The following is a 21,888-nucleotide window of genomic DNA, read 5'->3' as shown; positions in this document are numbered from 1 at the left end:
CCGATTTTGCAGGGTTTACTCAGCAGGCGGAACGTAGCCTTCGGCCTTGGCGTATTCCTCGCCGGAGAAGTACTTGTCCATTTCGCCCTGAAGATATTTGCGATCTTCGGCGTTCATCATGTTCAGACGCTTTTCGTTGATCAGCAGGGTTTGGTGTTTCTGCCAGTCAGCCCAGGCCTTGGCCGAGACGTGGTCAAAAATATCCTGACCTTTGGCGCCCGGGAAAGGGGCGCGGTCCAGCGCGGGCAGTTCTTCTTTGTACTTGCGGCACATTACGGTGCGGGTCATGGCGACTCTCCTGCATTCAAGACGGCGGCCGCGCGTTCGAGCAAGGTTTTGACCGGGGCGGCGAGGCCCAGGCGCGGCGGGGTGGCGAGGTTATACCAGAGCCAGTCGGCCTCGGCCACGTGATGGGCGGCCTCCTGCACCTGAACCAGCCAAGGTTCGATGGACAGCTGGAAATGGCTGAACGTGTGAACGAGGTTCGGCAGGGCCTGCTGCTCGCCCATGGTCAGCGAGTGCTGAGCGGCGAGATGTTGCAGATCGTCGAGGTCATCGAGTTCCGGCAGGCTCCACAAACCGCCCCACAAACCACTCGAGGGGCGGCGGTAAAGCAGAATCGCGCCGTCGCCGTTGGCGAGCATCGGCATCAGCGTGCGCTTCTGCGGGATGGCTTTGCGCGGCTTGGGAATCGGGTAGCGGGTTTCGAGGCCGAGCATGTGCGCCTCGCAACCGCGCTCCAGCGGACACAGCAGGCAACTCGGCTTGCTGCGCGTACAAAGTGTGGCGCCGAGATCCATCATCGCCTGGGTGTAGGCGTTGACCCGATCGTGCGGCGTAAAGCGCTCAGCGTTGGCCCAGAGCTGTTTGGCGACCTTCGGCTCGCCGGGGTAGCCCTCTTGCGCAGTAAAGCGCGCCAGCACGCGTTTGACGTTGCCGTCGAGGATTGGCGCGCGCAGCCCCATGCTGATGCTGGCAATGGCGCCAGCGGTGGACAGACCAATGCCCGGCAGATCGGTAAGCTTATCAACGTCACGGGGAAACTCTCCACCGTACTGGCTGACGACGATCTTCGCAGTCTTCTGCAGATTGCGCGCACGGGTGTAGTAACCGAGCCCGGTCCACAGGTGCAGCACTTCGTCTTCGGGGGCCTCGGCCAGCGCTTCGACCGTCGGCAGCGCGGCCATGAAACGGTCAAAGTAATTGAGCACGGTGCTGACCTGGGTCTGCTGCAACATGATCTCCGACACCCACACCCGATACGGGTTGATGTCCTGCTGCCAAGGCAGATCGTGGCGCCCGTGGCGGTCGAACCAATCCAGCACCGCCGTGGAAAATTGCTCCGCTCTCATCGCTTGAACAGCCCCTTCAATGCGTTTTTCAGTTCCGGGCTGACCTTGTCACCGAGTTTTTCGTCGATTTTTTCACTGAGCTTGTCGCCGGCCAGTCTGGTCGCGACCTGACCGAGGCGGTCGTTGTCGACGCGGCAGGCTTTGGCGCCCAGTTCCAGAGGGCCACGGCAGCGCAGCGGCCATTCGACACCGACGAATTTTTCGCCGACCTGACAGGCTGGATCCGGCATGGCGCTGGTGTCGCCTTCGACGATGATGCCGACGCGGTAGTCCATGCCGAGCACGCGCAAATCGATGTCGCCGTCACCGTTGACGGTCATGCCGGGGATGCGCACTTTCAGGTCCGGATTGCTGGCGACGCCGTTGCGGAAGGTCAGGTTGCCCTTGAGTTCCTGGAATGGCGTGTCTTTGCCGCGTGGCTCGCCGCTGAGGGTTTTGCGGTTGAGCGTGGCGATGCCTTTACACAATTGCTGCTCAAGGTTGGCGTTGAGCAGCACGCCGTTGTTGATCACGAAGCTGGCGTTGCCGTTAAGCGTATCGATCAGTGCCTGCTGGCTGTTGCCGCTGCCAGTGACATTGCTGGTGAGGGTCACCAGACCTTTGACCGGTGGGTTCTTGCCTTGGCTTTCGAGGATTTTTTCTACAGGCACGCGATTGAGCCGGGTCTGCAGGTTCAGCACAGGCGCGCTCGGGCGTACATCGAGAGTCCCGTTGGCGGTGAAACCGCCGTTGTACAACTCGCCGCTCAGGTTGGTCAGGGTCAGCAGGCCGCCCTGGCCGGTGGCTTTCAGTGCGGCGTTCTGGATCGGCAGTTTATCGAGGGTCAACTGGCCGAAGGTCAGATCGGCGTCCACGTCGAGTTTGGCCAGGCGTTCAACCGGCAGCAGACGCTCGGTGCTCCAGGCGGTTTTGCTCGGTTTGTCCGGCAGCGGCGTGGAGCCGGCACCGGCCATGGCATCGGCTTCGGTGCTGGCGACTTCGGCCTGACGCACTTGCGTGGCGCTGTTGGCTTGCGCCGATTTCGGCGGCAGGTAGCGGTCGGCGTTGAAAGTGTCGGCCTTGAGGATCGCCCGCAGCGATTGCTTGGCGAAGTCTTCGACGGCGATGCGGCCGCTGAAGCTGCTGTCGTCCAGTTTCAGGTTGATATTGTCGAACGCGATGCTGCTTGGCGTGGCTGCCACGCGACTGACCAGTTCGACCTTGCTCAGGCTGCCTTCGGCCATGGCTGGCAGTTTCTGGCCGATGCTGTCGACGAATTTCGCCAGATCGAACTGGGCGATGGAGAGGCCGCCAGTGATTTGCGGGGTCTTGTCGAGGTCGTTGGCTTTGAGCTCGCCCAAGGCGCGCAATTGGTTGGCGGAGATCTTGATGCCGGTCCATTCGGCGACGTTCGCGGCTTTGTCCAGCGATAACTGGCCCTGAGCTGCGAAGGTCATGGTCTTGCCTTGCAACGGATCGCCGGCCAGCTCGCCGGACAGCTTCATGTCTTCGAACCTGTAGCGTTGCAGCGCGCGCTCGATGCGCAGCTCGCCGGTGAGCTCGGTACGCACGCGCAGGACGGGCTGGTTGGTGCCGAGGAATGCCGTGGCTTTCACCGGAATATTCGTCGAATCGTGCACCGGGCCGGTGCTCAGCTGAATGCTTTCGGCGCTGAACTGCTTGCCCGTCAGTTCATCGTTGTATTCAACACGGGCGTTGTTGACGGTCAGGCTGTCGATATCCAGACGGATCGGCTGTGGCGGTTTTTCGGGTTGGGCAGGGGCCTCGGCAGCGGCTGTGCTGGCCGGCGCCGGAGTGCCGGCAGGTGCGGCGGCTGTCGGCACTTTGCCGATGTCTTCCCAGTTACCGTGGCCGTTCTTGTCGCGTTTCAGGCGCAAATTCAGACCTTCAACGCGCACATCGCTCATTTGCACTTCGCGGCGCAACAGCGGTAGCACGCGCACGGACAGGCCGAGCATCTGCAGATCGGCATACGGTTCGGTCGGATTGATCAGGGTGGCGACGCTGGCTTCGTGCAGTTCCAGGCCGAGCCACGGAAACAGGCTCCAGCCGATGTCGCCATTGAGCGTCAGCTCGATGTGGGCCTTGTCACGGGCTATCTGGCGGATCTCGTCTTTGTAGTCGTTGGGATCGAAGAGGTGGGTCAGGGCAAATCCTGCCGCCACGATGATCAGCAACAGCCCGAGAAGTACCAGACCCAGGATTTTGCCGAACGCTTTCATGGGCGAGTCCTTGTAATTAGTCGAATTCGTAATTTAGCCGGGGAGTATAGCGCTGCAACTGCCCGGTTCGCTGTGCCGTCATGTTGCCGGGACTTCCAGCGGAACACACAATTTGGCGGCGAGTGCCTGAGCCTCCAGATGCCCGGCAGGCGCCAGCAGACGCAACTCAGCCCCCGCTTGCGACGCCATTTTCTGTGCTTGGTTCACCAGCCGTTCGGCAACTCCACGGCGGCGGGTAACTTTTCGTACGCATAAATGGGACAAGTACCAGACGTCGTGGTGCCTTTGCAGAATGCCGGCGCCGAGCAGGCGATCGTTGAAGCGGCCGGCAATAAGAGCCCCGTCCGCGAGTGCGCTTTCGATCAACCCGGCCTCTGCGGAAAACGGCGCCAACAGCCATTGCGGGGCGTCGCGATAGATCTTCTGCAGATCCTGTTGATCCTGATAACTGACGTCTTTCAAGGCTTGGACAATGATCGGCATGACGTTTTCCTGGTGGTACGAGAACAGATGACAGAAAAAAGGTGATATCAGTTTGGTTTTTCTGTCACGTGCAAATGGTAACCTTCGCCCGTTCGTCCGTCCTTCTGCGACTTAACGTCGCGCCTTCAAGGAGCTTCACTCAAAAAAACGGTCATGCCTGCGTGCATAAAGGCCGGGGGTGAACAGTGGCTGGCGAACCATACTAATAATTGGGGGATACACAATGAGCACGAGCATCACGGCGGACGGCCTTCGCGCCGACCAGCCTGCGTTCCTGTCCAAGGAACGCATCATCGCCAAGCCCGGTTTCAACCGCTGGCTAGTTCCACCGGCCGCTCTGGCCATCCACCTGTGCATCGGCATGGCCTACGGCTTCTCGGTGTTCTGGTTGCCGCTGTCCAAGGCGCTGGGCGTTACTGCTCCAGTGGCTTGCGCGCCGGACATGAGCTTCATCGCACAGGTATTTTCGTCGAACTGCGACTGGCCGATCTCCATGCTCGGCTGGATCTACACGCTGTTCTTCATCTTCCTCGGCTGCTCGGCAGCGATCTGGGGTGGCTGGCTGGAACACGCCGGGCCACGCAAGGCCGGCGTTGTATCGGCCTTGTGCTGGTGCGGCGGTCTGCTGATCTCGGCGCTGGGTATTTATACCCACCAGATCTGGCTGATGTGGATCGGCTCAGGTGTGATCGGCGGTATCGGTCTCGGTCTGGGCTATATCTCGCCGGTTTCGACCCTGATCAAGTGGTTCCCGGACAAGCGCGGCATGGCCACCGGCATGGCGATCATGGGTTTCGGTGGCGGCGCGATGGTTGGTGCACCGCTGGCGACTGCGCTGATGAGCCACTTCGGCTCGGCTGAAGGTGTTGGCGTCTGGCAGAGTTTCGTGGCCATGGCCGCGATCTACTTCGTGTTCATGATCGGTGGCGCTCTGGCTTACCGCGTGCCGCCAACCGGCTGGAAACCTGAAGGCTGGACCGCTCCGGCGAAGAAAGCTGCGAACGCAATGATCACCAACCGTCACGTGCACGTGAATGTGGCGTGGAAAACCCCGCAATTCCGTCTGGTCTGGCTGGTGCTGTGCCTGAACGTGTCTGCCGGCATCGGTATCCTCGGCATGGCTTCGCCACTGCTGCAGGAAGTGTTCGGCGGCAAGCTGCTGGGTGTTGATGTGCCGTTTGGTCAGCTCGATGCTGGGCAACTGGCTTCGATCGCGGCGATTGCTGCCGGTTTCACCGGTCTGCTGAGCTTGTTCAACATTGGTGGCCGCTTCTTCTGGGCTTCGTTCTCGGACTATCTGGGCCGCAAAAACACCTACTTCGTGTTCTTCGCCCTGGGTTTTGCTCTGTACGCGCTGATTCCGAACATGGGCCATCTGGGCAACGTTGCGCTGTTCGTGGCGGCGTTCTGCATCATTCTGTCGATGTACGGCGGCGGTTTCGCCACTGTTCCGGCGTACCTGGCCGACTTGTTCGGTACGCAGATGGTTGGTGCGATCCACGGTCGTCTGCTGACGGCTTGGGCTGCGGCTGGCGTGCTGGGTCCGGTATTGGTGAACTACCTGCGTGAGTATCAGCTGAGCATCGGCGTTGAACGCGCTGCGGCTTACGACATCACCTTGTACATCCTCGCCGGCCTGCTGGTGCTGGGCTTCCTGTGCAACCTGATGGTTCGTCCGGTGGCTGACAAGTACTTCATGACCGACGCTGAGCTGGCGGCCGAACAGGCGCTGGGCCACGATAAAGGTGCTGATGCCAGCACGGTTCTGGAGTGGAAAGCCGCACCGGGCAGCAAGCCGCTGGCAATCGCTGCCTGGCTGGTTGTAGGTATTCCGTTGGCGTGGGGTGTGTGGGTGACCCTGCAGAAGACGGCGGTACTGTTTCACTAAGGTGTTAGCTGAATAAACACCGAACCTGTGGGAGCGAGCCTGCTCGCGAAGACGGAATATCAGTCAACTTAATTGTTGGCTGACCCACCGCATTCGCGAGCAGGCTCGCTCCCACATTTGTTTTTGCGCTGCCTGTAATGGCTTGTATGGACATGTCTACCCGCGACAGCCGGGCGTTCTATCCGTCAGCCATCTCACCTCTCGTGTTTCTGTTTGCTTCCTGCGTGCCTATAATGGCTGCCTTTTTCGCCCAATGATTTTGCGGAGCTGGTGATGGCCGAACGTAAGGCGTCTGTCGAGCGCGACACTCTGGAAACCCAGATCAAAGCCTCGATCAACCTTGATGGCACCGGAAAGGCCCGATTCGATATCGGTGTTCCTTTTCTTGAGCACATGCTGGATCAGATTGCCCGTCACGGGTTGATCGACCTGGATATCGAATGCAAGGGCGATCTGCATATCGACGACCACCATACGGTGGAAGACGTCGGTATCACCCTCGGCCAGGCATTTGCCAAAGCCATTGGCGACAAAAAAGGCATCCGTCGTTACGGTCATGCCTACGTGCCGCTCGATGAAGCGCTGTCGCGCGTCGTCATCGATTTCTCCGGTCGTCCAGGCCTGCAGATGCACGTGCCGTACACCCGCGCTACCGTCGGCGGCTTCGACGTTGACCTGTTCCAGGAGTTCTTCCAGGGTTTCGTCAACCACGCGCTGGTCAGCCTGCACATCGACAACCTGCGTGGCACCAACACCCACCACCAGATCGAAACCGTGTTCAAGGCTTTCGGCCGCGCGCTGCGCATGGCCGTCGAGCTGGATGAGCGCATGGCCGGGCAAATGCCATCGACCAAAGGCGTTCTGTAATGCAGACGGTTGCAGTTATCGATTACGGCATGGGTAACCTGCATTCGGTGGCCAAGGCCCTTGAGCACGTCGGTGCCGGCAAGGTGTTGATCACCAGCGATGCGGCGGTGATTCGCGAAGCTGACCGCGTGGTGTTCCCCGGTGTTGGCGCGATTCGCGATTGCATGGCGGAGATCCGTCGCCTCGGCTTCGATTCGCTGGTGCGCGAAGTCAGTCAGGATCGTCCGTTCCTCGGCATCTGTGTCGGCATGCAAGCCTTGCTCGACACCAGTGAAGAGAACGACGGCGTCGACTGCATCGGCCTGTTCCCGGGCGCGGTGAAGTTCTTCGGCAAAGACCTGCATGAAGACGGCGAACACTTGAAAGTCCCGCACATGGGATGGAACGAAGTTAAGCAGAAGGTCAGCCACCCGCTGTGGCATGACATTCCAGACATGGCGCGTTTCTACTTCGTGCACAGCTACTACATCGCCGCCGCCAATGCGCGGCAAGTGGTGGGTGGTGGCCATTACGGCGTCGATTTCGCCGCGGCGCTGGCCGATGGCTCGCGTTTCGCCGTGCAGTTCCACCCGGAGAAGAGCCATACCCATGGCCTGCAATTGCTGCAGAACTTCGCCGCGTGGGACGGTCGCTGGTAAATGGCTGCCAAGAAGTCCAAACCGCCGATTCTGACCCTCACTCCCGAACAGGAGAACGAGGCCAATCGCAAGATTCAGCGGTTCATGGAAGACCGTTTCGAACTCGACCTGGGTTCGTTCGAAGCGGCGGAAATTCTTGAGCTGTTTACCCGCGAAATTGCTCCGCACTATTACAACAGGGCGATTTTCGATGTGCAGACCCACCTCAAAGAGCGGTTTGAAAGCATCGAAAGCGACCTGTGGGCGCTCGAGAAAAACTGATTTCCGAGCCAAGCTGAACATTCAAATTTGAAGGTTTGCCAGATGCTGATTATTCCCGCTATCGATCTTAAAGACGGTGCCTGCGTACGTCTGCGCCAGGGCCGCATGGAAGATTCCACAGTGTTCTCCGATGACCCGGTGAGCATGGCTGCCAAGTGGGTGGAGGGTGGTTGCCGCCGTCTGCATCTGGTCGATCTGAACGGCGCGTTCGAAGGCCAGCCAGTCAATGGCGAAGTGGTCACCGCGATCGCCAAGCGCTACCCGACCCTGCCGATCCAGATCGGTGGCGGTATCCGTTCGCTGGAAACCATCGAATACTACGTCAAGGCTGGCGTCAGCTACGTGATCATCGGCACCAAAGCGGTTAAAGATCCTGCATTCGTCGCTGAAGCGTGCCGTGCGTTCCCGGGCAAGATCATCGTCGGTCTGGATGCCAAAGACGGTTTCGTCGCCACCGATGGCTGGGCTGAAATCAGCACCGTGCAGGTTATCGATCTGGCCAAGCAGTTTGAAGCCGACGGCGTGTCCTCGATCGTTTATACCGACATCGCCAAAGACGGCATGATGCAGGGCTGCAACGTGCCGTTCACCGCTGCGCTGGCCGCTGCCACCAAGATCCCGGTGATCGCTTCCGGCGGTATCCACAATCTGGGTGACATCAAGTCGCTGCTCGACGCCAAGGCGCCGGGCATCATCGGCGCCATCACCGGCCGGGCGATTTACGAAGGCACCCTCGACGTCGCCGAAGCGCAAGCTTTCTGCGATTCGTATCAAGGCTGAGGACTGACCATGGCGCTGGCCAAACGCATCATCCCTTGCCTGGACGTGGACAACGGCCGGGTCGTCAAAGGTGTGAAGTTCGAAAACATCCGCGACGCCGGTGACCCGGTGGAAATCGCCCGTCGTTACGACGAGCAGGGTGCCGACGAGATTACTTTCCTCGACATCACCGCCAGCGTCGATGGCCGCGACACCACGTTGCATACCGTCGAGCGCATGGCCAGCCAGGTGTTCATCCCGCTGACTGTCGGCGGTGGCGTGCGTACCGTGCAGGACATTCGCAATCTGCTCAATGCCGGTGCAGACAAGGTGTCGATCAACACCGCGGCCGTGTTCAACCCGGAGTTCGTCGGTGAAGCCGCACAGCATTTCGGCTCGCAGTGCATCGTTGTCGCCATCGACGCCAAAAAAGTTTCCGGCCCGGGCGAAACCCCGCGCTGGGAAATCTTCACCCACGGCGGGCGCAAGCCAACCGGCCTCGACGCGGTCGAGTGGGCGAAGAAAATGGAAGGTCTCGGTGCTGGTGAAATCCTGCTGACCAGCATGGATCAGGACGGTATGAAAAACGGTTTTGATCTCGGCGTGACCCGTGCGATCAGCGATGCGCTGGGCATTCCGGTAATTGCTTCCGGTGGCGTCGGCAACTTGCAGCATTTGGCCGACGGCATCCTCGAAGGTCACGCCAGTGCAGTATTGGCGGCGAGTATTTTCCACTTCGGCGAATACACTGTGCAGGAAGCCAAGGCCTACATGGCCAAACGCGGCATCGTGATGCGTTAAGCGTCAAAATCCATACAGGCAAGTGGACACCATGGCGCACCCAAGGCACTCTTGGGCACGCCATGGATTTCGGTAGCCCGACATGATCAAACGCCTGCTTCTTGTTCTCGCCAGCGCCTCGATGTTGCTTATCAACACGGCCCGCGCCGAAACCAGTCCCGACACCGATCTGGTGCTCCTCACCGAAAACTTCCCGCCGTACAACATGGCGAAGAACGGCAAGAATTTCGCCCAGGGCGAGAACATCAACGGTATTGCCACCGATATCGTGCGTGAGATGTTCCGGCGCTCCGGCCTCACTTACAGTCTGACTCTGCGCTTTCCCTGGGAGCGGGTGTACAAACTGGCGCTGGAAAATCCCGGCTACGGTGCTTTCGTGATGGCACGCCTGCCTGATCGCGAGAAACTCTTCAAATGGGTCGGACCGATCGGCCCCGACGACTGGATCCTGTTGGCCAAGGCCGACAGCAAGATCACCCTCGAAACCCTGAATGACGCGCGCAAGTACAAGATCGGCGCCTACAAGGGCGATGCCATTGCCGAGACGCTGACCAAGCAAGGCTTGAAGCCAGTGGTTGTGCTGCGCGATCAGGACAATGCGAAAAAGTTGGTCAATGGTCAGATCGACCTGTGGGCCACGGGGGATCCTGCCGGGCGCTATCTGGCGCGGCAGGATGGTGTGACGGGTCTCAAGACCGTGCTGCGCTTCAATAGCGCCGAGCTGTATCTGGCTCTCAACAAAGACATTTCTGACGAAGTCGTCGCCAGGTTGCAGGCGGCATTGGATCAGATGCGCAAGGACGGCGTTGTCGACGAGATCATGGGGCGTTATCTGTAGCCGTTGGCAATTCTGTCGGCGCTGGCGTTTGCGTGATGGCGTTATCCGCTACAGAAGTGTCTATCGCGTCCGCGGCTTGCGGCTCTTCCTCAGGCAGGATCGGCTCATCCGGTACCGGCAATGTGTAGGCGCTGAAGTGCAAACTGTTGGCGTCGGTGTAACTGACAGCATCGGTAACGTGCGTACCGTCTGCGCGTAGCAGCGTGTATTGACTTTGCATCAGGTAGACCGCCATCGAGCTGTTTTTGGCGATGACCGCGGCGATTTCAATCGGCGCTGAGTTGAGCCAGTCGTTTGAGTGGACTTCGCATTGGGTGAACTCATTGTTCAAGCGCGCCGAAAACAGGAAAGGCCGGGACACATTACTCTTCCATTGCGCGCCGAACTCGATCGAGGTGCGGTTGGTGAATGCACGCAGACCTTCGCTGCTCTGTGCCCGGGGTGCGGTCCAGCGCATCGTCCTGTTTTGGTTTTCCCCGTTGTAGCGATGGCATATGAGCTGATACTGATCCGTGCGCTGCAGAAGATAGAAAGGTGACTGGCGCAGTTGTTCGCGTCTGGAAAACTGCGGGTCTTTTACCGCGAACCAGGGAAGTCTGGCGGTGTGCGTGGATATCTCGGGTATTTGCGAAGACGGCGAAACTGCACTGTCAAGAATCGGCGCGCCGGGACGGGGATTGATCTGCAGCGGGATCTCAAGGCGCAGTGAGTAAAGGAGGAAGGCAGCGGGCCTGGAATGACTGTTCCAGCCGACAAAGGTGCCGGGTGCCAGATGAATCACATTCGACGGGGCTGAGGGTGGAACGACACTCCAGGTGCTGACGCTTTGTCGGGCACCGCTGCCCTTGTCGTTCCATACCGGTTCACTGACGCCTGATGCGATGACGAGATCGGCGCGGACACAGCGAACCGCGTTGAGTGATGGTTTTTCGTAGCCGTCGGAGCATACAGAGCCCAGTGCCACGTAACCTTCGGGTGGAACGGGTCGCCAGATTGCACCGTCCTTCCTGGATCCCGCCCCGGTATCCTTCCAGATCAGCTCGTAGTCATTTGGGCGACTCAGCGCTTTGCCTTTGCCAGGATCGGCACTGGGTGTTCCAGTCTCGCAAACCACAGCCACCACATGTCGGTCGGTAATGTTGTTGTGATGATCAATGGCCACGTCGCCCAATGGAAAATAGCCGGGAAGCACATCGGCGGCAGGAGTGGGGCGCCAGAAGGCGGCCGGTTTTGCCCGCGAACCGCTGGTGTCCCAGACGCGGAGAAACTCCGTGGTGAAGTTGATCAGCAGATTGTCGTGTCGAATGGCATCCGCTTGCCCGATCGGCGAAACGGTATCGTCATGAGTAGTCATGGTAGCTCCTGATAGTTGAAAGGCGACTCAGGGGAGTCGCGACCTGTTGCAGGTCTTACTATCCGGGGCTGGACCCGATGGCTGGCGGTAACTATGTATCTACAGTCGTGACAACCTGTTACCGGTACACGCCATCTTTGCCATGGCCAGCCATGGCGCGATTGCTGCGCACGCTGATCATCTGTTTGATATCGATCCACTCGATACCCTGGGCCTTCAGTCTGGGCAGTTCTCGCTCCAGCACCGCCAGCGTCTGTGGATACGGATGGCCGATCATGACGGCCGAGCCCTGTTTACGGGCCAGGCTGATCGCCGTCTGCAACTGAGTGAAGATTGCGGCCTCAGTGCGCTCGTCATCGAGAAATACATCCCGCGAAACGCTCGCCAGATCGATTTTCTGTGCCTGCTGTGCCGCCACGGTTTGAGCGCTGGTGCGGCTGTCGACGAAAAACTTGTGGCGGCGCTGCAACTCGCTCATCAACCACGCCATCGCCACCGGCTGCGCCGTCATGCGGCTGCCCATGTGGTTATTGATGCCAGCAGTGTACGGGACCATTTTGAATGCGGCGTCGAGGCGTTTTTGCAGTTCTTCGATCGGCAAATCCGGGTGCCAGGCATAAGGCCCGGTGGCCGGGTCCATCGGCATGTGCAGGATGACGATCTTGCCGGCGCGATGGGCTTCGCGGGCGAACTCGGTGGCGTGCGGGGTATCAGGCATGATCGCGGTGGTCACCGGGCCGGGCAGAGCCAGCACGCGGCGATCGCGGGGCAGGTTCTGCCCCAGATCGTCGATGATCAGTGTCAGGTAGGCTTTGTGCGGCGTTGAGCTGGCGGGCTCTGCATGAGCAGCACCCGCCAGACAGCACAATAAAACAAAGAGAAAACGCAGAGACATCCTCAACGGCCGGACGTAATGCTCAGCCCTTTGAGCAGGCTCAGGGCCTGGGCCAGTTGGTAGTCGTCATCCTGCGGCATGGCCTTGGCCTTGCTACCGGAACCGCTCGGTTTGTCCGCGCCGCCGTTGCCGTTGCCCAAGTGACCTTGCAGGTCGGCTTCCTTGAAGTATTCGCCGTCGGCCTCGCTGGTGATCTTGGCCTTGCGCACTTCGATGTCCGGCACGATGCCCTGTGCCTGAATCGAACGGCCATTCGGTGTGAAGTACAGCGCGGTGGTGATCTTCAATGCACGGTCGTTGTTCAGCGGCAGCACGGTTTGCACCGAGCCTTTACCGAAACTGGTGGTGCCCATGACCACCGCGCGTTTCTGGTCCTGCAGGGCGCCGGCGACGATTTCCGAAGCCGAGGCGCTGCCACCGTTGATCAACACCACCATCGGCACCGCTTCGCTTTCGTCCTTGCCGGTGGCGGAGAAGCGCAGTTCGGAGTTGGCGATACGGCCTTTGGTGTAAACGATCAGGCCTTTGGTGATGAAGTGGTCGACCACTTCCACCGCCGCCTGCAACACGCCGCCCGGGTTGTTGCGCAGGTCGAGGATGATGCCGTTGAGCTTCTTGCCGTTGTCCTTGCGCAACTTGGCCAGGGCCTTGGAGACCTCTTCGCCGGTCTTGACCTGGAACTGAGTGATGCGGATGTACGCGTAGCCGGTTTCCAGCAGTTGCGCCTTGACGCTCTTCACCTGAATCACTGCGCGGGCCAGGGTCACGTCGAACGGCGTGCCGCCATCGCGGACCAGGGTCAGGGTGATTTTCTGGCCGATCTTGCCGCGCATCTTGTCGACGGCTTCGGTCATGGTCTGGCCGCGCGTTGGCGCGCCGTTGATCTTGACGATGAAGTCGCCGGCCTGAATGCCGGCCTTCGACGCCGGGGTGTCATCGATTGGCGAGACCACTTTGATGAAACCGTCTTCGGCACCGACTTCAATACCCAGACCGCCGAATTCACCGCTGGTGCTTTCCTGTAGCTCGGTGAAATCTTCAGGGCCCAGATAGGCGGAATGCGGATCGAGGTTGCTGAGCATGCCCTTGATCGCGTTTTCCAGCAGGGTCTTGTCGTCTACCGGCTCGACGTAAGCGGCTTTGATCCGGTCCATGACCTCGGCAAAGGTGCGCAACTCTTCCAGTGGCAACGGTGCCTTGGAGGTCGCGGCAGTGCCTGCCGGAGCGACGGTCGGGGCCGGTTGCGCGGCGAACGCCAGAGGCGCGCCGATCACCAGGGCGATCGTCAGGGCCAGCGAGGTAAGGCGGGACAAATGCAGCATGTCGAACGAACTCCTGAATTAGATGGCGCGCTTATCCTTGCGCGCGACACCATTGCGCCGGATCACTCGGGTGACCCTGCTGACGAATTGCGAAATACAGCGCTGATGTGTCCTGGCCGCCACTGTTACCGACAGTGGAGATGGACTCACCGGCTTTAACCACATCACCGGCCGACTTGAGCAGCGTCTGGTTGTGACCGTAAAGACTCAGAAAACCGTTGCCGTGATCGAGGATCACCAGCAACCCGGCGCCACGCAGCCAGTCGGCGAACACCACGCGACCACCGTGTACGGCATGCACCTGGCTGCCGGCGGAAGCGCTGATCATCACGCCGTCCCACTTGGTCCGGGCATCGTCGCCACGGCTTTCGCCGAAGCGTGCCAGCAGTCGACCATCAACCGGCCACGGAAGTTTTCCCCGGGTTGCAGCAAAAGGGCCACCGAAGGTCTCGCCGCTGCTGGAGACCAGCGCGCCGGGAGTGGATCTGGCCGGTTTTCGTGGGGCGTCGCTGTTTTCAGCCTGCGCCTCACGCAAACGCTTTTTTTCCGCTTCCTGCTGGGCGATCAGCGCTTTCTGCCGCGCTTCTTCTGCCTCACGTGCCTGGCGGGCGAGGGTTTCTTCAATGGTTTTAAGGACTTTAGACAGGTCTGCCTGATCCTGCTCGCGGGCGGCGAGTTTCTGGTCGCGGGCCTTCACATCGTCATTCAGCTTGGCGAGCACCTGTTGGCGTTCCTTGCGGACTTTCTCGAGTGCTTCGCGCTGAGTGTCGAGGTCGCTTTTCTGTACCAGCAATTGCGCTTGCTGCAAACCGATGTCTTTTTCGACATTGGCCAGTTGGCGCAGGGTTTCATTGAAGCTCTTCAACTGCTCCAGACGCGCCTGGCTCAGGTAATCGTAATAGGTCAGGGTGCGGGCGAATTTCTCGGGGTTCTGCTGGTTGAGCAGCAGCTTGAGGTATTCCTGCCGACCGTTCTGATAAGCCGCACGGGCCTGAATGGCGATCAGTCGCTGCTGTTCAGTGCGCGCGCTCTGGAGTTTTTTTTTCTCTGCATCGAGACGCTGCAGCTCGGATTCGCTTTTCTGCAGTTCTTTCTGCAGCGCATCGACTTGCTTCTGCAGCTTGCCCAGCTCGGTTTCAGTGCCCTTGAGTTCTTTCTGCACGCCGGACTTTTCTTCCTGGACTTTGCCCAGCAGCTTTTTCAGCTCGGCAATGTCCTGACGCGTGGCGTCCAACTGCTGTTGGGTTTGCGCGCGCTCGTCAGCGAAGGCCGGTTGGAGCAGGCAGGTCAGAGCAAGGGCGATCAGGACGCGAAGCATAGGGGCGGGCGGCACCAGGGTAATGGACGGCCTAGTATGCCCGCCCGAGGCTGCAAAAAAAACGCCCAATTGGGGCTGTGTGATAACTGGCCTGAAAAACACCACAAACCAATGTAGGAGTGAGCCTGCTCGCGATGGCGTACTGACATTCAACAGAGTAGTCGACTGTCAGATGGCTATCGCGAGCAGGCTCACTCCTACAGGGTTTTGCAGTGTTTTGGCGATTCGGGTCAGACCAGAATCGAGGTGCCAGTCATTTCCGTCGGTTTTTCCAGCCCCAGCAGTTTCAGCATGGTCGGCGCCACGTCCGCCAGCACGCCGCCTTCACGCACTTTCAAATCGCGCTTGCCGACATAAATGAACGGCACCGGCTCGGTGGTGTGCGCGGTGTGCGCTTGCCCGGTGGATTCATCGGCCATTTGCTCGACGTTGCCGTGGTCAGCAGTGATCAGTGCCTCGCCACCGACCTTTTCCAGCGCATCGACAATGCGACCCACGCAAGTATCCAGGCATTCAACCGCCTTCACGGCTGCGTCGAACACGCCGCTGTGGCCAACCATGTCGCCGTTGGCGTAGTTGACCACGATCACGTCATAACGCTGGTTTTCGATGGCGTCGACGATGCGGTCGGTCACCTCAGGCGCGCTCATTTCCGGCTGCAAGTCATAGGTAGCGACTTTCGGCGACGGAATCAGGATGCGCTCTTCACCCGGGAACGGTTCTTCGCGACCACCGGAGAAAAAGAAGGTCACGTGCGCGTATTTCTCGGTTTCGGCGATGCGCAGCTGGGTTTTGCCGTTCTTCGCCAAATAATCGCCCAGCACGTTTTCCAGGCTGCCCGCGGCGAATGCCGATGGCGCCGGAATGCTTGCGGCGTATTGGGTCAGCATGACGAATCCGGCCAGTTTCGGCTGGCGTGCGCGTTCGAAATCCTTGAAGTCGTCTTCGACGAACACGCGAGTCAGCTCGCGGGCACGGTCGGCGCGGAAGTTCATGAACACCACGGCATCGCCGTCTTCGACTTTCACCGGTTCACCGATGGTAGTGGCTTTGACGAATTCGTCGCTCTCGCCGCGATCGTAAGCAGCATCCAGACCTTCCTGGGCGGTGGCCGCGTGGAATTCGCTGTTGCCGTCGACGATCAGGTTGTACGCCTGAGCAACACGATCCCAGCGGTTGTCACGGTCCATGGCGAAGTAGCGACCGATGATGCTGGCGATACGGCCCTTGCCCAGCGCCTGGAAGGTCGCGTCGAGCAGTTCGATCGACGATGCAGCGCTTTTCGGCGGCGTGTCGCGGCCATCGAGGAAAGCGTGCAGGTAGATTTTTTCGGCGCCGCGCTTGAAGGCCAGTTCGGCCATGGCGATCAGGTGATCCTGGTGGCTGTGCACGCCGCCATCGGACAGCAGGCCCATGAAGTGCACGGCTTTGCCGGCAGCCACGGCTTTATCCACAGCGGCGCAGATGGTCGGGTTCTCGAAGAACTCACCGTCGCGGATCGACTTGGTCACGCGCGTGAAGTCCTGATACACCACGCGGCCGGCGCCGAGGTTCATGTGGCCGACTTCGGAGTTGCCCATCTGGCCGTCCGGCAGGCCGACGTCCATGCCGCTGCCCGAGATCAAGCCGTTCGGCACCGTGGCCCAGAGGCGATCGAGAACAGGCTTCTTCGCTGCAAAAACGGCATTGGATTCGGGGCTGTCGCTGTGACCGAAGCCGTCGAGAATCATCAGGACCAAAGGTTTAGGCGTGGTAGTCATGGAATCCACTCGTGGCTAATAAAGAAGAGGGCGATGGAAAAGGGAGTTGGAGTTTAAAGCTAAGTTCCGACCGCGTCACCGCCGGACGGGGTTTGGCCGACCATAGTGGCTGTGTATACTGGCCGACATTTTAACGCCCTGGAACCTCCTTCGATGGTTGCTCACCTGATTGAATTTGCCACTAACCACTACATTCTTGTCGGTATCTTCGTCGTACTGCTGGCTCTGCTGCTGGCGCACACGATGCAGGGCGGCGGTAAAAGCCTGAGCACTGGTGAGCTGACTGCACTGGTCAACAAAGACGCAGGCGTAGTGGTGGACATCCGTCCGGCCAAGGATTTCGCTGCCGGCCACATCGTTGGCGCGGTGAACATTCCTCAGGACAAACTGGCTGCTCGCGTTGCCGAGCTGGAAAAGCACAAGGCCAAGACCATCATTCTGGTCGACGCCCTGGGCCAGACCGCCGGCACCCATGCCCGCGAACTGATGAAATCCGGCTTCACCGCCGCCAAGCTGTCCGGCGGGATTTCCAGCTGGAAAGGCGACAACCTGCCGCTGGTGAAGTGATATGAGCGAAGTCATCGTCTACTCCAGCGATTACTGCCCTTATTGCGTGCGAGCCAAGCAGTTGCTCGCGAACAAAGGCGTGGCCTTCGAAGAGATCAAGGTCGATGGCAAGCCGCAGATTCGTGCTGCCATGAGCCAGAAGGCCGGGCGTACGTCCGTGCCGCAGATCTGGATCGGCGACAAGCACATCGGCGGTTGTGACGATTTGTATGCCCTGGAGCGCGCCGGCAAGCTCGACGCGCTGCTCAAGGCCTGAACGGCTGCACCCACGTACAGCACTCCCTAAAAGACCCAAGATCGATAAGGATCTGAGATGACTGACCAACAGAACACTGCAGCCAGCGAAGAAGAAACCGCACCGCAATTCTCCTTGCAGCGCATCTACGTACGCGACCTGTCCTTCGAAGCCCCGAAAAGCCCGGCGATCTTCCGCCAGCAGTGGGACCCGGCGGTCGGCCTGGATCTGAACACTCGCCAGAAAGCGCTGGAAGGCGATTTCTACGAAGTCGTCCTGACCCTGTCCGTCACCGTGAAAAACGGTGAAGAAGTCGCTTTCATCGCTGAAGTGCAACAGGCCGGTATCTTCCTGATCAAGAACCTGGATGCGGCCTCGATGAGCCACACCCTGGGTGCGTTCTGCCCGAACATTCTGTTCCCGTACGCGCGCGAAACCCTGGACAGCCTGGTGACCCGTGGTTCGTTCCCGGCGCTGATGCTGGCTCCGGTGAACTTCGACGCCCTGTACGCGCAAGAGCTGCAGCGCATGCAGGAAAGCGGCGAGACGCCAACCGTTCAGTAAGACGGTTTGGCAACACCCCATGTGGGAGCGAGCCTGCTCGCGAAGAGGGCGTGTCAGATGACAGATTTGTCGACTGATACACCGCTTTCGCGAGCAGGCTCGCTCCCACATTTGTTTTGTGGTGTCACTTGAAGTCGTTCTGGCGCCAGGCTTCGTACACAGCGACGGCCACGGTGTTGGACAGGTTCAGGCTGCGGCAGCCTTCACGCATCGGCAGGCGCAGGCGCTGTTCCGACGGCAGGGCGTCGAGCACTTCCGGCGGCAGGCCACGGCTTTCCGGGCCGAAGATGAACGCATCGCCAGGAACAAACGCGGCATCATGAAACGGCCGCGAGCCTTTGGTGGTGAACGCAAACAGTCGTGGATTGCCCAGGCTTTCCAGGCAACTGGCCAAGTCCGCGTGACGTTGCAGCGTGGCATATTCATGGTAATCGAGACCGGCACGGCGCAAGCGCTTGTCGTCCATCTCGAAACCCAGCGGTTCGATCAAATGCAGGTGGCAGCCGCTGTTGGCGCACAGCCTGATAACGTTGCCGGTATTCGGCGGAATTTCTGGTTGAAAAAGGATGACGTGAAACATGCACGGCTCCGAAGGTAAAGATGAGCGGCATTCTACGCCGCCTGTGGACAACCGTTCGAAACTATTCCCGCGAGTCATCGGTTCGCTGGCAATTGTCGGCCTGATGATCGGTTTGATGATCGGTCGCCTGACCACGCCGGATCCGAGCGTGTTGCAGCAAGTTGAAGTGCGCGATGGCGGCCTGGTGGTGTGGTTCAACAACGAACCGAAGCTGCACGGCGAAATCATCGATGGCACCGTGGCGCTGCTGTTTCAGGCCGAAGGTCCGGCGCAGAGCGGCCAGTTCAAACTCAGTGGCAAGGACGTGAACTGGCGCACGCGCAAGAGTGACGGCGGCTTGCTGTTGACGGTGCTGGCGGCGCGGCCGCTGCTGGGCGAGTGGGTCGGCAGCGAAGTCGATGATCGCTGGCGCCTGGAAATTCGATTGCAAGCGAACTGAGCCGAGACTAACCGTCCGGCTTGGTCACTCCTACGCTTATTGACGCCGTTTCCCACTACAAAAATCTGTTTTTCCGCTCTCCCTCTTGGCGTGCGCACGCTATCGTGCGGTTCTTCTTTAAACCGGCAGGATGCCGAAACCGTCGTTCCTTGCGTGAAGCCAGGGGCGAGTTCTTCAAGGATGAAAAACATGCCAGTAAAACCACCTCGCGGTGGCAATACCCACGTGGATGTCCCCGGAGGCCCGAGCCGCCCCGGTGATGTGGATACTTCGCTCCCCGATCCATCGATCCGCAGAGGCGTCGACTTAGGTCTTGCGCTCGATGACCTGCAGCTGCGAGCCGGGCCATCGCGCGATACACACGCTGATGTCGTCCGCCCGGAGCCGACCGTGCTGGTTCAAATGACTGCCGTTGACATCCCGCATCCGGCAGCCGCGCCACTACTGGAGAATTACTTGATCGGCGCCAGGATAACGCTTCCAGATGCCGACAGCCGTGGCCTCAGGGCGTTTAACAAGCGTACTTACGTCGATTTGTCAGAGGGCGGCACTGTTCTGGTCGCAATGGATTCGGTCAATGCAACGTATCGAGCACGGTTACCCAATGAGCGGCATCCTTCCGGCCCCGAGTTGGTGCGCGACATTGACAGCGGTCTCTGGCATCCACGCGAAGGCGTTGACTTGACCCTTCGAGCACAAGTGAAAAAAAGCCTTCCGGAACTGTCCGATCGACAAGCGGATGACTTTGTATCCCGGTTTGGTGACAAGGAGACGTTAGAGAATGAACTCAAACGCATTCAACTGGGTTTGCCGCAGTTGGAGCGTGAGCTCAGCACCTGGACGAATGCCCTCAAGGACTCTCCCGGCGCCGAGTACGCGAGTCGACTGTCACTGAGTGCCAAGCTGATTCAACTGTACAAGTGGCAAGGCGACGATCTCGACCCTTGGGGGCGAGTCTATCGCGGCGGGCGAATGGCAGGTTTCAGGCTGGATATCAATCTGAGCGAATGGCCCATGCAAAGGGCTCCACTTTTTTCTACACCCATCAATTCCGTTGTTTCTCTTACCCTGAGAGGTTCTTCGTCACAAACACCGAAGGATTTCTTCGCCGGTTTTCCCAGCCTTGGAACACTGAGGACGTCAGGCCAAATGATGTATGGACTGCCCGACGGAGTCGGACGGCTCACGGAGTTGCGCGTGGTGGACTTGAGTAATCCTCTGCTCCATCTTTCGCTAGTCGATATTGAACAATTGAAACAGCTGCCACGTTTGCGCGAGCTGAACCTTGAAGGCCATCCCCTCGGGTATGGTTTTTCGATACGCGATATGACTGAGTTGCGGGTGTTGAAACTGGGTAATACCGGTCTTGTCGATTTGCCTGGCGGACTGAACGAGTTGGCCGGATGGTCGCGGTTACAGGTATTGGATCTTCAACGAAATCCTTTTATAGGGCGTGCGCCTGACGTTACCGGGATGTCCGAGCTGCGGGTATTGAATCTGACGCAGACCGGTATCAGCCAGATCCCTGGCGGGCTGGGCACCGGGAATGGCCCCAAAGGCTTGGAAATATTGAAACTCGGCGAAAATTCGCTGTTTGATGCGCCTTCGCTCGAAGGAATGAGCAAATTGCGGGAACTTGATCTTTCCAGCACGGATATCGACAAGTTTCCCGACGGCATCACGTCTGAAATTCCCGCGACAGTATTGAATCTCGCGAACAATCGAATCAGATCGATTCCCGAATCAGTGGAGCTTAGAGCAGGCTTCAACTTGACCGGAAATCCTATTACAGACCCCGCGTCCCTGCGGCGATTGATATTTGCGCGTCGACAAACGGGCACCGATATCTGGTTGGGAGTAGAGAGCGTTGATGCGTCGGCGGATCTCTGGCTACGACATGTGCCACACGCGCAAGCTCCAGAGAAACTGGCGCTTTGGGACAGGTTGAACACCTTTTCTGAAAGCAGTTTGTTCTCGCGGATTCGAAATCTGAGCCGTACGCCTGAATTCTTCGTAGAGCGCCAGCTATTAGAGCGCCGGGTCTGGGCGTTTCTCGAAAGTTTCGAAAAGGCAGGCGCTGTTGAACGGTCTCGCCTCAGGGACGTAGCCAGGAAGGAAACGAGTCCAGGGAAGATGCTGGAAAGGCTGGAGGAGGAGATAAAGGCACTTGATCCCGGGCGACAGAATCAGCCCTTGCATTATCTACCCAAGCGTCCGAGGCTCGACTGACCCCGGGACTGCGGCGTAAAAGCGGGAATCCCTGACCTGCCTGTATCAGGGTTCCCAAAACGGGGTGGACTTCGCTAGCAGCGTCGGTCCGGTGTAAAGAGGGAACCCCCGGCCTGCCTGTACCAAGGATCCCAAAACGGTGGGCGCATCGCGTTGCGGAGTGCGCCCGGTATAAAGAGGGGAATCCCCGGCCTGCCTGTACCAAGGTCCCCGAAACGGGTGGTGAATCGAATCACCTTGTAAGAGGTATTGCAGGGTGCGTGCCAGGTTTTAATCTGTTGAAACAAAAAAGCTGATCAGAAACACGAAAGCCCCGGAATTCGGGGCTTTCATGTTTTTGGACGGTGGGTTTTTTGGTTTTTTCAGGAAGGAGTGTGGCGATGCAGCTGTGCGCGATCGCGGGTCATTGTGCATTGATGCGGTGCACGGGGGCCCCTCACCCTAACCCTCCCGAAACGTCGGACCGCCCATAGGGAGAGGGGACTGACCGAGTTGCCCGGTCAAATTACGCCGACC

General features: G+C 59.4%; 22 protein-coding genes. 12 read left to right on the top strand and 10 right to left on the bottom strand.

Annotation, left to right across the window (positions count from 1 at the left end; all coding sequences use genetic code 11):
• Positions 1–15 precede the first annotated feature (15 nt).
• The 4 genes from ACOYXJ_RS07735 to ACOYXJ_RS07720 all read right to left on the bottom strand — a co-directional run bounded on the left by ACOYXJ_RS07735 (position 16) and on the right by ACOYXJ_RS07720 (position 4,057).
• Complete coding sequence (locus ACOYXJ_RS07735; protein ID WP_016986336.1) at positions 16–288, bottom strand: oxidative damage protection protein; 273 nt, start codon at positions 286–288, stop codon at positions 16–18.
• Positions 285–1,352 (bottom strand): A/G-specific adenine glycosylase, encoded by a 1,068-nt coding sequence (gene mutY / locus ACOYXJ_RS07730; RefSeq protein ID WP_460368768.1) that lies wholly within the window; start codon positions 1,350–1,352, stop codon positions 285–287. The genes ACOYXJ_RS07735 and mutY overlap by 4 nt, the downstream gene beginning before the upstream one ends.
• Positions 1,349–3,574, bottom strand: coding sequence for an AsmA family protein (locus ACOYXJ_RS07725; RefSeq protein WP_460368766.1), 2,226 nt, complete (start codon positions 3,572–3,574; stop codon positions 1,349–1,351). The genes mutY and ACOYXJ_RS07725 overlap by 4 nt, the downstream gene beginning before the upstream one ends.
• A 78-nt stretch (positions 3,575–3,652) precedes the next feature.
• Positions 3,653–4,057, bottom strand: a complete 405-nt coding sequence (locus tag ACOYXJ_RS07720) for an acetyl-CoA sensor PanZ family protein (RefSeq protein WP_460368764.1) — start codon at positions 4,055–4,057, stop codon at positions 3,653–3,655.
• A 223-nt stretch (positions 4,058–4,280) separates the two neighbouring features.
• Here ACOYXJ_RS07720 and ACOYXJ_RS07715 point away from each other — a divergent pair, with 223 nt between their 5' ends.
• From ACOYXJ_RS07715 to ACOYXJ_RS07685, 7 genes are all read left to right on the top strand, one after another.
• On the top strand, positions 4,281–5,945 hold the full coding sequence (locus tag ACOYXJ_RS07715; RefSeq protein ID WP_150707987.1) for an OFA family MFS transporter: 1,665 nt from the start codon (positions 4,281–4,283) through the stop codon (positions 5,943–5,945).
• A gap of 273 nt (positions 5,946–6,218) precedes the next feature.
• Positions 6,219–6,812 (top strand): imidazoleglycerol-phosphate dehydratase HisB, encoded by a 594-nt coding sequence (hisB, locus tag ACOYXJ_RS07710; RefSeq protein ID WP_007909204.1) that lies wholly within the window; start codon positions 6,219–6,221, stop codon positions 6,810–6,812.
• Positions 6,812–7,450, top strand: coding sequence for an imidazole glycerol phosphate synthase subunit HisH (gene hisH / locus ACOYXJ_RS07705; protein WP_007909206.1), 639 nt, complete (start codon positions 6,812–6,814; stop codon positions 7,448–7,450). The genes hisB and hisH overlap by 1 nt, the downstream gene beginning before the upstream one ends.
• Positions 7,451–7,711 carry a DUF2164 domain-containing protein gene (locus tag ACOYXJ_RS07700; protein ID WP_003220751.1) on the top strand — a complete coding sequence of 87 codons (261 nt, stop codon included), beginning with the start codon at positions 7,451–7,453 and terminating at the stop codon, positions 7,709–7,711.
• Positions 7,712–7,753: 42 nt separating this feature from the next.
• Positions 7,754–8,491, top strand: coding sequence for a 1-(5-phosphoribosyl)-5-[(5-phosphoribosylamino)methylideneamino]imidazole-4-carboxamide isomerase (gene hisA, locus ACOYXJ_RS07695; protein WP_460368761.1), 738 nt, complete (start codon positions 7,754–7,756; stop codon positions 8,489–8,491).
• A 9-nt stretch (positions 8,492–8,500) separates the two neighbouring features.
• Positions 8,501–9,271, top strand: a complete 771-nt coding sequence (gene hisF, locus ACOYXJ_RS07690) for an imidazole glycerol phosphate synthase subunit HisF (protein ID WP_007909211.1) — start codon at positions 8,501–8,503, stop codon at positions 9,269–9,271.
• Positions 9,272–9,353: 82 nt separating this feature from the next.
• Positions 9,354–10,109 carry a substrate-binding periplasmic protein gene (locus ACOYXJ_RS07685; RefSeq protein ID WP_460368759.1) on the top strand — a complete coding sequence of 252 codons (756 nt, stop codon included), beginning with the start codon at positions 9,354–9,356 and terminating at the stop codon, positions 10,107–10,109.
• Here the strand turns inward: ACOYXJ_RS07685 and ACOYXJ_RS07680 are convergent.
• The 5 genes from ACOYXJ_RS07680 to gpmI all read right to left on the bottom strand — a co-directional run bounded on the left by ACOYXJ_RS07680 (position 10,090) and on the right by gpmI (position 16,758).
• Positions 10,090–11,463 (bottom strand): Vps62-related protein, encoded by a 1,374-nt coding sequence (locus tag ACOYXJ_RS07680; RefSeq protein WP_460368757.1) that lies wholly within the window; start codon positions 11,461–11,463, stop codon positions 10,090–10,092. The genes ACOYXJ_RS07685 and ACOYXJ_RS07680 overlap by 20 nt on opposite strands.
• A gap of 118 nt (positions 11,464–11,581) precedes the next feature.
• Positions 11,582–12,358 (bottom strand): divergent polysaccharide deacetylase family protein, encoded by a 777-nt coding sequence (locus ACOYXJ_RS07675; RefSeq protein WP_460368755.1) that lies wholly within the window; start codon positions 12,356–12,358, stop codon positions 11,582–11,584.
• 2 nt (positions 12,359–12,360) lie between these two features.
• Positions 12,361–13,680, bottom strand: a complete 1,320-nt coding sequence (locus ACOYXJ_RS07670; RefSeq protein ID WP_460368753.1) for a S41 family peptidase — start codon at positions 13,678–13,680, stop codon at positions 12,361–12,363.
• A gap of 31 nt (positions 13,681–13,711) precedes the next feature.
• Positions 13,712–14,998, bottom strand: coding sequence for a murein hydrolase activator EnvC family protein (locus ACOYXJ_RS07665; RefSeq protein WP_095120763.1), 1,287 nt, complete (start codon positions 14,996–14,998; stop codon positions 13,712–13,714).
• 230 nt (positions 14,999–15,228) lie between these two features.
• Positions 15,229–16,758 carry a 2,3-bisphosphoglycerate-independent phosphoglycerate mutase gene (gpmI, locus tag ACOYXJ_RS07660; RefSeq protein WP_460368751.1) on the bottom strand — a complete coding sequence of 510 codons (1,530 nt, stop codon included), beginning with the start codon at positions 16,756–16,758 and terminating at the stop codon, positions 15,229–15,231.
• A 153-nt stretch (positions 16,759–16,911) separates the two neighbouring features.
• On the opposite strand from gpmI, the gene ACOYXJ_RS07655 reads away from it, so the two are divergent.
• Genes ACOYXJ_RS07655 through secB form a run of 3 tightly spaced genes read left to right on the top strand, consistent with a single transcriptional unit; the run spans position 16,912 to position 18,124 of the window.
• Complete coding sequence (locus ACOYXJ_RS07655; RefSeq protein ID WP_016986346.1) at positions 16,912–17,325, top strand: rhodanese-like domain-containing protein; 414 nt, start codon at positions 16,912–16,914, stop codon at positions 17,323–17,325.
• 1 nt (position 17,326) lies between these two features.
• Positions 17,327–17,581 carry a glutaredoxin 3 gene (grxC, locus tag ACOYXJ_RS07650; RefSeq protein ID WP_095120761.1) on the top strand — a complete coding sequence of 85 codons (255 nt, stop codon included), beginning with the start codon at positions 17,327–17,329 and terminating at the stop codon, positions 17,579–17,581.
• 57 nt (positions 17,582–17,638) lie between these two features.
• A complete protein-coding gene (gene secB / locus ACOYXJ_RS07645) occupies positions 17,639–18,124 on the top strand; it encodes a protein-export chaperone SecB (protein ID WP_016772114.1) in 486 nt (161 codons plus the stop codon).
• 124 nt (positions 18,125–18,248) lie between these two features.
• On the opposite strand, the gene ACOYXJ_RS07640 is transcribed toward secB, so the two are convergent.
• On the bottom strand, positions 18,249–18,704 hold the full coding sequence (locus ACOYXJ_RS07640; protein WP_123449393.1) for a tRNA (cytidine(34)-2'-O)-methyltransferase: 456 nt from the start codon (positions 18,702–18,704) through the stop codon (positions 18,249–18,251).
• Here ACOYXJ_RS07640 and ACOYXJ_RS07635 point away from each other — a divergent pair.
• Together ACOYXJ_RS07635 and ACOYXJ_RS07630 are read left to right on the top strand one after the other, a co-directional pair.
• Positions 18,703–19,143, top strand: a complete 441-nt coding sequence (locus ACOYXJ_RS07635) for a hypothetical protein (protein WP_460368748.1) — start codon at positions 18,703–18,705, stop codon at positions 19,141–19,143. The genes ACOYXJ_RS07640 and ACOYXJ_RS07635 overlap by 2 nt on opposite strands.
• A 189-nt stretch (positions 19,144–19,332) precedes the next feature.
• Positions 19,333–21,372, top strand: coding sequence for a leucine-rich repeat domain-containing protein (locus ACOYXJ_RS07630; protein WP_460368746.1), 2,040 nt, complete (start codon positions 19,333–19,335; stop codon positions 21,370–21,372).
• The last annotated feature ends 516 nt before the right edge of the window (positions 21,373–21,888 follow it).

This window comes from Pseudomonas sp. Tul2A7 (assembly GCF_054790505.1).
Note: the sequence above shows the minus strand (reverse complement) of the source record. Positions and strands in the feature narration are given on the sequence as shown.